Here is a 15,528-nt window from a genome sequence, read left to right on the forward strand (position 1 = left end):
ATGATATGACCGGAATTAGTTTCTTTAGTTTTAACGGGAAAAGAAATCCAAATGTAATTCCATTGCAGGGGAAAAAACGCCCTGCATGGTCTCCTTTGGAACGTACATTTCTTGAAGTCTCGCATTATCCAGGAGGTAGATTACTACGCACACAAACTAAAATGAGAAAGATTTTAGTTCCTATTGCACTATTATATGATTCAGCTGAAGAAGTTGAAAAACTAAAAGAAGAAATAGCAGATTGGCTCGTTACGGATCAACCGTGCGAGCTTATTTTTGATGATGAAAAAGATCGTACGTTTTTAGCTGTCGTAGATGAAACTTTAGATTTAGACCAGTTAGTTGATCTAGGTGAAGGTACTTTAACTTTCATTTGTCCAATGCCATATAAGTTAGGAAAAGAGCAAACGATTGACTTTAAAAAAGACGCTAATGGGTTAGTTGCTAATGTCCAAAATAAAGGAACTGTTCATTCTAACCCTATCATTGAAATTGATATTACAAAGCCAAACACTTTTTTAGATGTATGGTTTGGCGGGGTATCCTTAAGTGATCGAGATTATTTTCGTATCGGTATGCCGTTAAAAACTGTGGAAACACCTGTAGAAAGAAATCAAAGGATTATATGGGATGAAATGGCTACCACTGTAGGGTGGAGTAAAGTCAGTTCAATGGAAGATGGCAATCCAATTGGTGAAATGAAGTCAGATAAATACCAATTCTATTGTTCTGATTTTGGTACTGCGGTTAAAGGTTGGCACGGCGCAGCTGTTAAAAAGAGTATCCCTGGCGGTCCAGTACAAGACTTTATTATGCAAGCCTACGTTACATGTAAGAGTAAAAAAATCAATGAAATGGGACGAGTTGAGATAGCGATATTGGATGAAAATAGCAAGGTACTTTCAAAAATTGCTATGAACGATCTGTTTTGGCAAGCTGAACAAAATTTCGGGACAATGGTAATTGGATATGACAATAAGCCAGGGAAAACAGGTTTAATTTATGAGAGTGGCGATTATCCGAATACATGGAATCAGTATTTTGGTCGATTGTGGATAGCTAGGACAGGAAATGTATGGGAAGCGTATATTTCAAAATTCCTTCCAGGTACAGAAAAAGATGATTCAGAACGATTTGCACGTTGGACGGATGAAAAAAACTATCATATGGAAAAAGCAGCACAAATTCAGATTAGCATCATGCAGTTTCAAGACGTTCCACCAGTAGAAGCGATGTCAGTTAGTGATTTGAAGTTTTGGAAAGTGAATTTAAATACGAAAAATACACCGCCTTATATAGTAGATGTTGGTGATAAAGTCGTGATCGACACAGAAAACAGTCATGTAACAATTGAAGGAAAGAATGCGATTAACATTAAGGACATTTTCAGTAATTTCCCTGTTATCAATAGAGGCACTAATAAACTTGAAATCATGCCTTCTGATATCGGAACAGCAAGGGTCAAATATAGGGAGCGATTTAGATGAGAACATCAAGTGGAATACTTCATGTTGTTGATTTCAAAACAGATCAGATTATATCAGCTATTCAACCAAAGGACTACTTGGCTGATAACCGTCATTGGGAGATAAAAAATAACATTGATATGTTAGAATTCAAAACTTTTGACGGCACTCCACATGCAGTTACATTACAGCAGCAGAACTTAGTTTTAAAGGAAGTGCGTGATGGTCGCATTGTTCCATATGTTATCAATAATGAAGTAGAAAAAGACTCTGATGATAGATCGCTCACTGTACATGCTTCTGGTGCCTGGGTTCAAATAGCCAAAGATGGGATTATTAAACCTCAACGTATAGAGAGCGAAACAGTTAATACGTTTATTGATATCGCTCTTGCCGATTCAAAATGGCAACGTGGAATAACGGATTATTCTTCATTCCACACGATGACGATTGATGAATTCATCGATCCCCTCACTTTTTTAAAGAAAATCGCGGCTTTGTTTGAGTTAGAAATCCAATATCGCGTTGAAGTATCCGGTTCTCAAATTACTGGATGGTACATCGATATGATAAAGAAACGAGGGAGAGAAACAGGGAAGGAAGTAACCTTGGGAAAAGACTTAGTAGGCATTAGACGCATTGAACATTCCAGGGATATTTGTACCGCCTTAGTCGGATTTGTACGGGGCGAAGGTGATAAACTTATCACGATTGAGAGTATTAATAACGGGCTTCTTTATATTACAGATAGTGATGCCTTTCAACGCTGGAATGAACGTGGTAAACATAAATTTGGTTTTTATACACCAGAAACAGAAGAATTAGACATGACTCCAAAACGTTTAATGACTTTAATGGAAATAGAATTAAAAAAACGTGTCAATTCTTCCGTTTCTTATGAAGTAGAAGCACAATCGATTGGACGTATTTTCGGACTAGCACATGAACTAATTAATGAGGGCGATACGATCCGAATCAAAGATACAGGATTCACACCTAAGTTATACCTTGAAGCACGTGTAATTGCTGGTGATGAATCTTTTACGGACCCTACACAAGATAAATATGTGTTTGGAGATTATCGCGAAATTACTGATCCAAACGAAGAACTACGGAAAATTTACAATCGAATCTTAGGATCATTAGGCAATAAACAAGAGCTGATAGATCAGTTAGATAAATTAGTGGAAGATGCAAATGAAACAGCTAGTAATGCTAAGAAAGAATCCGAAGCAGCGAAAACATTGGCTGAAAAAGTGCAAGAGAATCTTAAAAATAACACGGTAGACATCATTGAAGCTAAGAATCCACCGACAACAGGACTGAAACCTTATAAAACACTTTGGCGTGATATTAGCAATGGGAAGCCTGGTATTTTAAAAATATGGACAGGCGCAGCTTGGGAATCGGTTGTATCAGATGTTGAATCCGTTAAGAAAGAAACACTTGAGCAGGTTAATAAAGATATTGAATCAACAAAAACAGAATTAAATCAAAAGGTTCAAGAGACACAAAATCAGGCAACGGGACAATTCAACGAAGTAAAGGAAAGTTTACAAGGTGTCAACCGTACAATTTCTAATATTGAAAATAAACAAGGTGAAATTGATAAGAAAGTAACTAAGTTTGAACAGGATTCTAATGGATTTAAAACTTCTATTGAATCATTAACGAAAAAGGATACTGAAATTAGTAATAAATTAAATACTGTCGAATCAAATGTGGAAGGTACAAAAAGGGCTATTTCTGATGTGCAACAAACAACAAGTGAACTAAAGAAAACCACAACTGAAATTACAGAAAAAGCTGGCCAGATTAGTGAGAAGTTGGAGAGCGTAGAAAAGAAAGCTAATAACGATAAAGCTGGAGGTCGTAATCTTTTATTAAAATCAAATGTTAAATATGAGAAGACCGATTATTTAATCAATCAATACAATTCTACTGAAAATTTCTCTACAGGCGAGGAATATACCTTTGTAATTAAAGGGAGTGTCCCGCAAGGTCAGAAATTTGGAATTTGGCAGAATGGCGGGGCTAGTAATGTTGGATATGCAACAAGTGTTTACGCTAATGGAATCACTTATGTAACCTTCAAAGCTGTTGCGGCTACAAGTGGAAATGAACGAAAGTTAAGCTTATATAACTATCCGAGTAGTACTACGAAATCTATTGTGGAATGGGTTGCCTTGTATAAAGGGAATAAGCCGCAGGATTGGACGCCGCCGCCTGAAGAGCAGGTAACTACCGATGAATTTACGAAGAAAACAACCGATATTGAAAAAAGTGTGGATAGTATAAAAGAAAATATAACTAAGGTTGAACAAAATCAAACGGGATTTGATAAACGTGTAACAGCAGTAGAGAAAAACGCGGATAGTATTTCACAAAGCGTCGGTAAAGTACAAGAAATACAAACTCAGCAAGGGAAAATGCTTAATGAGGCTACTACAACAATAGGTCAACATTCTGAAGAGTTGAAATTGGCAATGAAAAAGAAAGATGTTGAGGATTATGTAGGTGGTTTAGGTACTGTAAACGAGTTGCGTGATGCTGATTTTAAGTTAGGGCAGAAATATTGGTTTTGGAATAGTGGTAATGGGGCTGCTGGTTCTGTTGATACTAACTTAAAATACAAAGGTATGAACTCATTTTCAATTACCGGTACTGGCCATACTCAAGATCGTTGGTGGGGACTTACAAGTCAATTCATTGAGTGTCAGGTTAATGAAGCCTTTGTTGCATCAGGTTATTTCAATACTGATGGGGAAACACCTATTGATAGTGGTGGTGCATTTATTGAAATTGAATGGTGGACGGCTGACAAAAAAACTTGTGTTAAAACAGCTAGAACGAATGTCAAAGTTGTAAATAATACGTGGGTTCGTGCTATATGTACAGATAAAGCGCCAGCTAATGCAGCGTTTGTGAGATGGCGTTATTACGTTACGAGAAATGGGCGTTTATGGTGTGCTGCACCTATGTTACAGCGTGGTACTATAGCTACAGAATTTTGGTTACATCCGAAAGATCAAACGGATGCTGATAAAATGCTAGAAGATCTAGCCAATAGAGTAGCTACTGAAGATTACAATAAAAAAGTTACAGAATTAGAAAGAAGTATTAGTGCTAATGAAAAAGGCGTTTCAATCATCTCTGGAAAACAAGAAACGTTTATAAATGAGACTTATAATGCCTATGTAAAGAAAACGGAATCTAAGTTAGAAGTGCTAGATGAGGGGATTATAGCGCAGATTTTAAAGGACGGGATTGTCACTGCCATCAATATGTCCCCTGGCAAAATTACAATTAATGCTGCAAAGCTGGATATTAATGCTGACACAATGGTCAAATGGTTAACAGCAAAAGGCATAGATACAAATCTTATTAGAATTGATGGTGATAAGATCACCATTGATAAAGATGGTGTAACTGTTAAAATGCTAGACTTCCTATTCCAAGATGAATGGGGCACAAATACAACTGCGGTATCAAGACGAAACCTAATAGCAGATCCAGACTTTTCTAGTGTTATAAAGAAAAATATCGGACATAACGATTATTATGGATTTGAAGGTGGATATGGTCTTACTTGGAAGTCATGGGGAAATGTCGTAATAGAAAAGAATACACATATATTTGACTACGAGCAAATGGTGAATGCTGCAAGGGTAGATATGTATAACTATCCAGAAGCAATCGTGAATAATGGTATACATCCTGGTAACGAATATACAGCATCCGCACACTTTAGAACTGCCATGATAAATGGCGTGCGAAAGACAGGAAAACCGAGAATACACGTGTGTTGCGTTAAATTCCGAGACAACGTTAGTTACGACATATTGAGTGAACAAAAGATGGACTTCCCTGAGCCGTCTACATTTTACGGAGAAATCAGAAGGTATTCTTTTACTTTCAAAGTCCCGACAAACTATATTCCACAAGAACACGCATTGATTATTAAAGTTTGTTCTGGAAATGCTGACATGAGACAAGGGACAGCGATTTGTGTAAGTGGTGTAACGTTATACAGTGGCAAATATGCATCTATGTATAATTGGGATCGTGCTGCAGCAGAAAGAGCAGAAGGTATTCAGCCGTTTAACTCACTTGCTGTAGGTGGTGTGAATAATAATATATCTCCAGCACCAGACGGACAAACGTTTGATATAAGTACTGAAAAAGAAGTGAAAATCTTTAGGAATATACGAGCAATGCAGGGAATTAACTTAGGTGGCGGTGGATTCCAACAATGGGGGCATATTCGTTTTACAGACGGTAATGCTGGAGCGGGTTTTTATGTGAGTACTCCAAGTGGTTGGAAATTTAACGCACTTGGATAGAGAGGAAGGATTGGACATGGATATTAACTATATGATGCCTTTTCAGGAAGGCGAAATGCTTCCTTATATGGGAAGAATAGTAGATGTAAAACGAACAGAAACAGGAGTTTTTATACAAGTACCTGCTGACATGTTAGATAATGCAGGGATTGCCAACGACACAAGTAAAGTTGAGGTGTGGAGGGACATGGCTGACGGGACTATTGGTTTTAGAGTTTTAACGAAATGTGAGTTATGTGGTTGTGGAGCCAAATTATATGAATTGAACTTAGGAGTTGCTAAAAGGCGCATTTGTGCAAATGATTATTTTAAACTAACAGGTGAATATCCTCCACAAGAACCGCCAACATCAACTAATGAAAATAACACACAAACAGAGCAGGAGCAGCCGTAAGCTGTTTTTTATTTTGCACAAAATACGGCTTTTGTTTTGGAATTTCTGCGATGCATTCACCATAAATAAGGTTGTCTCATATCATGTAGAGATTGCTTTATTAAGATTTTAAAAGGATGTGAGTACAGTGGAAGATGTATATGTAAAAATAGACAGTTTAAAAGCAGAACAAAAAGAAATTATGCGAGATATTCGTAGTTTAGAAACTCGCACAACAATTAATGAGAAAGACATTGCTACAATTAATAAGCAATTAGAAAAGATTAGCATGAATACAACTTGGATTTTACGAATTATTATTAGTGCAATTACTATGTCAGTCTTGGGTTTAATACTAAAAGGGATGATTTAATATCCTAAAATAAAAGTACTTATTGAGAGAGGGACAAGCGTCTCTCTTTTTTATTATAAATAAGGAGATGGAAAGATGGATCGTATTGATATATTAATGAAAGCATTTATAGCTACATTTGGAGGCATTTGTGGGTATTTTTTGGGAGGATGGGATGCAACATTGAAAATCTTAGTAATGATGGCAGTTATTGATTATTTAACTGGCATGATTGCAGCAGGTTATAACGGAGAGTTAAAAAGTAAAGTTGGTTTCAAAGGCATCGCCAAAAAGGTGGTGCTTTTTCTTTTTGTTGGAGTGGCGACTCAGTTAGATACAGCACTTGGAAGCAATAGTGCTATTCGTGAAGCGACTATTTTCTTCTTCATGGGTAACGAATTACTTTCACTTTTAGAAAATGCCGGACGAATGGGTATTCCGCTTCCGCAAGCTTTAACAAATGCAGTTGAGATTTTAGGCGGTAAACAAAAACAAGAAGATAGAAAAGGAGATGTTAAGTAATGGGACAAATTATTGATATTTCAAAATGGAATGGTGACATTAACTGGCCTATAGCAAAGCAATACATTGATTTCATCATCGCTCGTGTACAAGATGGTTCAAATTATGTAGATCCATTGTATAAAGGATATGTACAAGCCATGAAGCAACATGGTATTCCTTTTGGTAACTATGCATTCTGTCGTTTCGTTTCTGAAAATGATGCAAGAATAGAAGCTCGTGACTTCTGGAACCGTGGAGACAAGAGCGCGACAGTCTGGGTTGCAGATGTTGAAGTAAAAACAATGAATGATATGAGAGTGGGCACACAAGCATTTATTGATGAACTACGCCGATTAGGTGCTCAGAAAGTTGGTTTATACGTTGGTCATCATATCTATGCTCCGTTTGGTATGGCAAATGTAAAAGCTGACTTTGTTTGGATTCCTCGTTATGGCGGTAATAAGCCAGCTTATCCATGCGATATTTGGCAATATACAGAGACAGGTAATGTACCTGGTATCGGTAAGTGTGATTTGAACCAATTGATTGGTAGTAAATCGTTATCTTGGTTTACAGGGGAGGAACAAACAGAACAATCTGTTGCTAATGGCGGCTATCAATATGTAAAATCTGGTGGGTTTGGCATTTCACTGGTTCAGGAAGTCGTAAATGCTATGAATGAGCGTGGAACTAAAGGGCAAGTTATTTCTGATCCATCAACTGGTATAGCATACTTACAAACTGAAGTATTACCTAATGGTGATTTAGACAAAATCACAACTTGGATGGATGAAAGACCTGAAGGGAAATGGTTTTACGACTATATAAAAGTTAAATAATAGTTAAAGCCGTCCTGTTGGGCGGCTTTTTAAATTACATCTTCAATTATTTCGTTTTCGATTTCTTCTATTTTAGTAAGTTCTACTTCAAAATCTTTGATTTCTAATAGCCCATCTTCACCTTTACCAAATACTTTCATCTCAACATTCTTTACATTTTGCAAGGCACGATATATTTTACTTGAATAATTAGGGGCGATTGTAATCATGCGAACTTCTTCATCAAAACAAGTTGGATAATAAGCTGATTGCCATGTAATTCCTTTATCATCATCAACAATTTTTAATTCAATAACACATTTAACTCCATTTTTATCTTCAGCTAAGATATCGATGACACCATATTCTACTTTGTGTTGCCTTTCAACAAATGTCATACCATCTTCAATTAGGTCTATAAAATCACATAGAAAATCCTCTAGTAGGCTCTCAGTGCTATTAATTATTTCGTTAGTTATTAATTTCTTCCACATCATGTCCATTTTTTCTTTCTGTTCTTTAATATCCTTGTTGTTTTCCCATTCCTCTCGAGGTATACAGTAAGTCGAACATAGGCCGAAAAATACAGAAGGTTCTTTACTAGTAATATCCTCTACATGTGACCAATCAAGATTATTTATTGAAAATAATATTTCACTTTGTAATAATTGTTTAGTTTTCTCAGGTGTCTTCTCCCAAAAACCATGAAACCAGTATTTTGTTTCTTTTGTGTTAGATAATCTTTCTACCTCTTTTTTTCTAAAACACTCTTTGCAAAAAAACTCCCTAATTCAAGAAAGAATACTTGTGATTTTATCGAATCTATAATTTCTTCATCTTGTGTAACCATGAGTAACTTTCCTGTATTAAAATCCCATTCTGGCAGGGCGTTATCGAAAGCATAAATATAATATCTTCGGTTCTCATATTCTCTGTATTCTATTTTTACACAACCGTATTTTTCCAAAAAGGTATCTTTATCGAGTAAAAGTTCCACACCATTATTAAAATAATCATCCATCACCTAACACCTCCACTAGCATTATGGAAATGTTAGGTGAATATTATACAAAAAAATATATAGCCACCTTATTGCGCAGCTTTTTATATTTTTATCCAATACCTTCTTAAAAAACTTTTCTAAAAGAACGTTGGTTCGCATCTAATTAGAACGAACATTCTGTTGTTTAAGGAGGAAATGACAGTGTGTGACTATTCAATATTGCCAAATCGAATTGCTTTATGTGTAGATCTTCGTTCGTTTTATGCCAGTGTATCGTGCATCAAGATAGGATTAGATCCTCTACATACCAAGTTAGCTGTAGTTGGTGATGTGAATAGGAGTGGCTCAATTGTTTTGGCTGCAACTCCACCATTAAAAGAGTTAGGCGTAAAGAAAATGGCAAGAGCCTATGAGATTCCTCGTCGAAAGGATATTCTTGTTGTGAATCCAATTATGGGAACATAAATTAAATGCTCAAACTACATAACGAAATTGGCTCTTCAATACGTTCCAATTGAGGATTTTCATCAATATTCCATCGATGAATTTTTACTGATAGTATACATTTGTTTGCTAACGCTCCGTATGAGTTCGCATTGAAATTCAAGCGTGAAATATATGCTCAAACACGAATTGAATGCACGATAGGAATTGGACCTAATCCTTTAATGAGTAAGGTAGCACTGAGAATACTAAAGATTAATCTGTACATAAATAAGATGCGTATGATAGTAATATTTAGCAACTAATTTTGGAGTGTACATTATCTGTGTACATTAATCTGTAATGATATAAGGAGATTTTTGTATGTCTAAGTATATTTTTGCTAAGTTTTTTAAAGATACAGTTCATATCTAGGTTTAAAGTTAAGGAGAATTTTAAAAGGTTGTTAATTAAATGGAATTATAAGATGCTTTTATTTAACAGTTCATATACAATAAAATGTAGAGATCTCATTGAAGTAAAATAGTTGATAATAAAATTATTTTATCAGTACATAAAAATATTAGATATTGAGTAAAGTTTTATTAAATAAGCTCATGGTAATCCTATATGAAATGAAACATACGAAAGTGGTGAGAAAATTGAATTGGCAACATTTTCAAACTTATAACGATGCCCCGACGCAAGCTTTTGAAACTATGTGTAATCAATTATTTGAACTTTGGTGTAAAAGAGAATATAAATATTCTTTAGATTCAGTTACTGTAGTTAACGGAAGTGGTGGTGACGGTGGAGTAGAAGCATTCGCTACTTTAAAAGACAGTTCAATAGTCGGTGTACAAGCTAAATGGTTTCCTTCTAGTATAACCGCTGGTCAAATGACTCAAATAAAAAAATCTATTAAAACAGCAATGGAGGTTCGACCAAATTTAATCCGATATATTGTATGTATTCCTAGAGATTTAAATTCAATAAAAAAAGGAAAAGATGGTAAGATTGTTACTAATACAGAATCAACTAGATGGGATTCATTAAAAAAAGCAATTAAAGAAGAATATCCATTGTTAGAAATAATCCTGTGGGATGAAACAAAGATATTATTTCAACTTCAACAACATGAGGCTAACGGTATATATAGATATTGGTTTGAAAAGTCTGAAATGAATTATGAGAGTTTGGAATATTCTTACAACCGCCAGAGAAGTGGATGGCTTTCTCAAAAGTATATACCTAACCTTCATCAAGAGGGGGCTATTAACAATCAGGTATTACAGTACTTAGGTACCTCAGAAACTAGAAAAAATATATTTGTTCAATTAAAAAATATAAAAGAATTATGTAATTGTATTAAGCGTTCGATAGACGATTATGTAGAATTTATTGAATTTAGGAAAATAGATAGGTCAGATCTTGACAATCTAGCTCAAATAAAAAATACGTTTGAAGACATAGAGGGTAAGGTTGCCCAATTAATTGAAATTCTAGTAGAAGAGAAACTAAATCAAACATTACTTAGTTATCATGATTTTTTAATTGATATAGATTTTATTTACTCAATATTAGATGAAAGAAATATTTCTGATGATAAGCGTTATTTTCATATTAGGGAAATAAAAAAACATATAACTGAATTCGAATTACATGATTTTTATTCAATTTTATCTGAAATGGAATTCACACTAAATCAAAATCTTTTTGTAATTGTTGGTAATCCCGGAGTGGGTAAAACTCACGGGATTGCGGGTGCCATTGAGGATATCTTTGAGGGAGAATTTCATATACCTATTTTAATTAGAGCTAAGGATATAAATCCTTCTAGTAGTTGGAAAGATATTATGACAAATGTCTTAGGTCTCTCTAGTAACTGGGGAGAAGTAGAGATTTGGAGAGGGCTTGAATCTTTATCTTATAGAAATGAAACAATAGAATTATATAAAAATATTTGTAATGAATTTAAATTAGTACCTAAAGTAATTATTTTTATAGAAGGGTTAGATGAGTCGAGGCCATATGATAAATGGATAGAAAAACTTCGTGAAGCTAGCAGTATAACAGAAGTGTATTCAAGAATAAAGTTTTGTGTTACAAGTAGACCATATGTATTTGAATCTATATCACATGCAGATAATCTGCTGGAAAATATTTTTAGGCTTCAATCAACTGGAGATGTGCCAGTAAATCAACTTTTCTCAATTTATATTAATCACTTTGGTGTAGATATAGGTAGTTCAAATTGGATTAAATGGAGCTTAAAGTCACCATTAAGTTTAAGACTGTTTTGTGAGAATTATAAGAATCAAAATGTGAGCAATATAGATAGTACAGCTATGACTATAACAAATCTATTAAAAGAAAAAATAAAAATACTTGAAGAAGAATTTACTAAAACTCACGATTTAAAAGTTGGAAGGAATAGTCATATAATTAAAAGTAGTCTAATAGCAATCTCAAGTTTATTTATTGAAAAGGAGCGAATACCTCTTTCTGAGATTGAAAAAGTATTGATTGATTCAATCCCTGTGATTAATAGTCAGGAAATAGTAAGTTCATTGATACAGTACTTAGAGAACTATGGATTACTTCAAAGTTTTGAGGAATATTCAGAATCCTTCTTCAGTGATTCAAAAAGGATATTTTCGATTGGTATGCAACCCATATTTGATTATATTTTTGCACTTAGATTATATGAAAGTGGACATAATTATGATGACATGAAAATACCTGGGCAATTCCTGAAACAAAATGGTGTAATAATGATGCTTGCAATTTTGTTAATGGAAGAATATTCATATCTTCTATCAAAAAATAGCTGTATAAAACAAGCTTTTTCAGATTCGAAAAGATTGTCTTTAACATGTTTTACTTTAGCTAATGTTTCTATTACTGCAGCTGAAAAATATAAAGAATATATCGCTGAAGTAATGCGAATAGATGCTGAACATTTAAAGAAAATTGTTAATTCTTTAATTAAAGTAGTATCTCGGGTTAAAGGGCATCCACTTGGTAGTAAGATGTTACATGATTATATGATGGAGTTCAGCCTACCTGCTGAAAGAGATATAATTTGGTCCGTCCCAAGTAACATAGTGTATGGTATTAATGAAAAGTGGGTTTCTAGTATTTCTATTCAGTTAGACCATGAAACTTTCCAATTAAAAGCCGATGATTCTTTCGATGGTTTACCATTAATTTATGCATGGTTATTAACAACTGTAAATAATTCAGAAAGAGTAAGGTATAGAGCAACTTTAGGAGAATGGGCGGTTAGTCAGCCGTTAGAATTCTTTAAGCTGTTTCAATTAGTAATCGAAACTAATGATATGCAAATGCAAGAAGACATTTATTCAATTGCAGCTGGAAGTGTTCTTGCAAATCAAACGAATGAAGAATTTGTTAAATTATTTTGTGATTGGATAATACAATTTGTTTACCCTGATGCTAATACATGCCTCACAAACAATATCGCGATTAGGTACTATACTCGTTCTATATTGGAAAGTGCATATAGAAAAGGATATATTAATGAGGCAACTATTGAAAGATGTCGTCCACCTTACTTTAATAATATGGATATACCAATAGATATTACTGCAAGAACCGGATCAAGAATGGGAGGATATGGACCAATTGATTACGATTTATCAAGGTATGTACTAATTGACCCAATTAATTCGAACTTCTTTTATCCAGAAAAAGTATGTTCTGAGAATGAAAAGGATGAAATAGCTGGATTAGCAGAATATTTTGAGTTAGATGAAGTTAAAGTACTATTAAAAGTAGAGGATTTGGAAGAAGAAATCAAAATAAAATTGAATAAACTTGTTGATTATTATGAGAATCAACAAAATTTTTGGTTGAGAATTGATTCTTTAGAAGACTATACTGATTCGGATAGTAATTCCAACATTAAAGAGAAAAATGATGTGGGAATAGTTGAAAGCAAAGAAACTCTTAATTTAAAATATAATATTAAAGCTGAAAAGTTATTGAATCGATATATGGAGAAGTATGATGTTCAAAATCTTACTTCTGATCAATTTATACTTTGTGCTGCTTATAATTATCTAATGAAGCAAGGCTGGAAGAAAGATATATTTTCAACATATATTTCTTCAGATGGTGAAGAACGTATTGTCGGGATTGACTCGGCCATTCTTGGGAAATTCCATGCGGCTACACATGGTGCAAAAAGTGGAGTAATGAGTTTTTGTGAAAAATACATTTGGACTGCCAAAAATGAAATTTTAGGATATTTAGCTGATAACTTATTATTTAGAGGTTATGATAAACCACCTTTTATTATAGAAAATTATACCCTTCTTTCAGATTTTCCGAGTTCATTACAAGAAATCTCTCAGATTGATCCAAAAGAGAAAAGAAAACAGACAGAGCTTTATTTACCAGAGAATCTTTCTCCGGAGATAGAGGGAGTAGTTAGTGAAGAAGCAATCAATTTATGGATGAAAGATACCCCAGAGCCTACACTGGAAAATTGGATTTGTTTAAAGGATGAAAAAAATGAGAAGGAATCAGATAAGGTTTTATCATTATTTGGGTATCACTCCTTGTCAAATCAAACTGGTGGAGAAACGAATATGTGGATTACTTCAGTAATAATTGATAAGGAATACCTTTCAATTTTTAAAAGTGATTTTTTAAACAAAAAGCCATATCTATTAAGCATGTTTAATGATATTTCTGATGCCCATGCTACAATAGATAACTCGTGTTATATAACTCCAAAAGAGGTTTTACTTTTAGATGAAATTGAAGAGGTCGATGCTATTAAAAGGGTAATCACTTTTAAAGATAAAGATTTTAAAGAGTACTTTTTTAACTATACAGCAACGGAGTGTGTTTCTCATTTTCTTGAATTTGGTGATGTATATTATATTATGCCATCTAAATATATACGAAACCTCTTAAATATTACTGGTGGAGATGGATATGAATTCTATAACGAAAATTTAGAAGAAGTTGGTTTTTATAGAATAGCAGGGGAACCATGGTTTGATGAACAATCGTACTTATGTGTTAATAAAGAGAAGTTATTAAAGAATTTAGAAAGTGAACAAAGATCTATAGTATGGATTGTAAGAGTTATGAGAGAGGCAACACCTAAGGCTAGAGAAAAATACCGAAATGTGAATGGAAGATATAATGAATATTACATGCTGTGGTTTGAAAATGGAGAGATGCAGCAAATCAAGATTCATTCAGAGGATGACTAATATTACGATATTCTCTCGAATTTTATATAAATTTAAAATGTTTTTTGAGAGAGTAAATTACTTATTTATTGAGCTAACATTTAAAAATAATGTTAGCTTTTTTGTTAGTGTATAATATAAATGGAAGGAATAATTTGTAAAATGATAGTTCATTGTTAAAAAGGATTACTAATATTTTGTATAAGTGGAGGCGTTTAATTGAATGCTTATGATTTTGGAAGGCAAAGTGTAGAAAAGTTGAAAAAAGAGAGTAAAAGGTTTTCTAATTTATTTGATTTCTGTAGTAGTTTATCTGGTTATCAAGAACTTAGATTTGTAGAAGCTTCTGAAAGTAGGGGAAGGATAGAATATAGAAAAATGGTGAGAAGAAAAGGATTATCCCTGATGTGAAGTTTCGCGATGAAGAAGGCATACTTCATGCAGTTGAGGTAGATCGGTCGCAGAAAATGAAAGTGAATGAAGAGAAGTTAAAAAAATATGAAGAACTTACGCAAATTTATAAACAGAAGCATAACAGAAAAGTGCCAGTCATTCATTTTTTTCAGTTACACAGTACAGAGTAAAGAAACTGGAAGAGTTAGCAGCTAAGTATGATGTTTTTGTGAAGGTGTATGTAATAGAAGAAATATAAGATGATAGGTTAATCAAAATTTGATATAACAACGTTTGTATAACCCATTTTTATAAATTGCAAACATTAGTTATCCAAAGATGCTTTTATCAAAGTTTTTAACAGCTTCTTCTTGCATGTTTGGTAAGACATGCAAATAAAGCCTTAGTGTTAAGTTGATAGGAAATACATTGCTTATGGTGCAGGATCAGAAACAAATAAACGATTTGTTCAAGCAGAATTATGCGAAACGAGGGATTGCGAGAAATTCAAACGTAGCTATGATAAATACGTTGAGTTATTAGCTAAAATCCTTCGTGATCGTGGATTATCAGTAAAAAAGATTATGGACTCTATACTATGTAACAGCAAATGAGGCTTATG

General features: G+C 33.8%; 10 protein-coding genes and 4 pseudogenes. 11 read left to right on the forward strand and 3 right to left on the reverse strand.

The window, feature by feature from the left end:
• Positions 1–5 precede the first annotated feature (5 nt).
• From QO049_RS03585 to QO049_RS03610, 6 genes are all read left to right on the forward strand, one after another.
• The gene (locus tag QO049_RS03585; protein ID WP_284489159.1) at positions 6–1,487 is read left to right on the forward strand and encodes a distal tail protein Dit; all 1,482 of its coding nucleotides are present in this window, start codon (positions 6–8) and stop codon (positions 1,485–1,487) included.
• A complete protein-coding gene (locus QO049_RS03590) occupies positions 1,484–5,809 on the forward strand; it encodes a phage tail spike protein (protein WP_284489160.1) in 4,326 nt (1,441 codons plus the stop codon). The genes QO049_RS03585 and QO049_RS03590 overlap by 4 nt, the downstream gene beginning before the upstream one ends.
• Before the next feature lie 16 nt (positions 5,810–5,825).
• Positions 5,826–6,203 carry a hypothetical protein gene (locus QO049_RS03595; protein ID WP_000354139.1) on the forward strand — a complete coding sequence of 126 codons (378 nt, stop codon included), beginning with the start codon at positions 5,826–5,828 and terminating at the stop codon, positions 6,201–6,203.
• A gap of 127 nt (positions 6,204–6,330) precedes the next feature.
• Positions 6,331–6,555, forward strand: a complete 225-nt coding sequence (locus QO049_RS03600; RefSeq protein ID WP_000390484.1) for a hemolysin XhlA family protein — start codon at positions 6,331–6,333, stop codon at positions 6,553–6,555.
• A gap of 75 nt (positions 6,556–6,630) precedes the next feature.
• Complete coding sequence (locus QO049_RS03605; RefSeq protein WP_284489161.1) at positions 6,631–7,056, forward strand: phage holin family protein; 426 nt, start codon at positions 6,631–6,633, stop codon at positions 7,054–7,056.
• A complete protein-coding gene (locus QO049_RS03610) occupies positions 7,056–7,877 on the forward strand; it encodes a GH25 family lysozyme (protein WP_284489162.1) in 822 nt (273 codons plus the stop codon). Before QO049_RS03605 ends, QO049_RS03610 begins: the two co-directional genes overlap by 1 nt.
• Positions 7,878–7,906: 29 nt before the next feature.
• Here the strand turns inward: QO049_RS03610 and QO049_RS03615 are convergent, their stop codons facing one another.
• Positions 7,907–8,353 carry an endonuclease NucS domain-containing protein gene (locus tag QO049_RS03615; protein ID WP_284489163.1) on the reverse strand — a complete coding sequence of 149 codons (447 nt, stop codon included), beginning with the start codon at positions 8,351–8,353 and terminating at the stop codon, positions 7,907–7,909.
• Between the two features lie 248 nt (positions 8,354–8,601).
• Positions 8,602–8,877: a hypothetical protein gene (locus QO049_RS03620; RefSeq protein WP_284489164.1), complete on the reverse strand. Its 276-nt coding sequence runs from the start codon at positions 8,875–8,877 to the stop codon at positions 8,602–8,604.
• 183 nt (positions 8,878–9,060) lie between these two features.
• Here QO049_RS03620 and QO049_RS03625 point away from each other — a divergent pair.
• The 4 genes and pseudogenes from QO049_RS03625 to QO049_RS03640 all read left to right on the forward strand — a co-directional run.
• Positions 9,061–9,551, forward strand: a pseudogene (locus tag QO049_RS03625) (Y-family DNA polymerase); the annotation flags it as partial.
• Between the two features lie 393 nt (positions 9,552–9,944).
• A complete protein-coding gene (locus QO049_RS03630) occupies positions 9,945–14,534 on the forward strand; it encodes a P-loop domain-containing protein (protein ID WP_284489165.1) in 4,590 nt (1,529 codons plus the stop codon).
• 198 nt (positions 14,535–14,732) lie between these two features.
• Complete coding sequence (locus tag QO049_RS03635) at positions 14,733–14,924, forward strand: hypothetical protein (protein ID WP_284489166.1); 192 nt, start codon at positions 14,733–14,735, stop codon at positions 14,922–14,924.
• Positions 14,888–15,165, forward strand: a pseudogene (locus QO049_RS03640) (replication-relaxation family protein); the annotation flags it as partial. The gene QO049_RS03635 and the pseudogene QO049_RS03640, both read left to right, overlap by 37 nt.
• A gap of 70 nt (positions 15,166–15,235) precedes the next feature.
• Here QO049_RS03640 and QO049_RS30895 read toward each other — a convergent pair.
• Positions 15,236–15,325: pseudogene (locus tag QO049_RS30895) on the reverse strand (tyrosine-type recombinase/integrase); the annotation flags it as partial.
• Here QO049_RS30895 and QO049_RS03645 point away from each other — a divergent pair.
• Positions 15,323–15,512 (forward strand): annotated as a pseudogene (locus QO049_RS03645) (N-acetylmuramoyl-L-alanine amidase); the annotation flags it as partial. The pseudogenes QO049_RS30895 and QO049_RS03645 sit on opposite strands and share 3 nt — an antisense overlap.
• Positions 15,513–15,528: the final 16 nt, after the last annotated feature.

The organism is Bacillus sp. RB3, from assembly GCF_030164735.1.
Taxonomy (GTDB): Bacteria; Bacillota; Bacilli; order Bacillales; family Bacillaceae_G; genus Bacillus_A; species Bacillus_A cereus.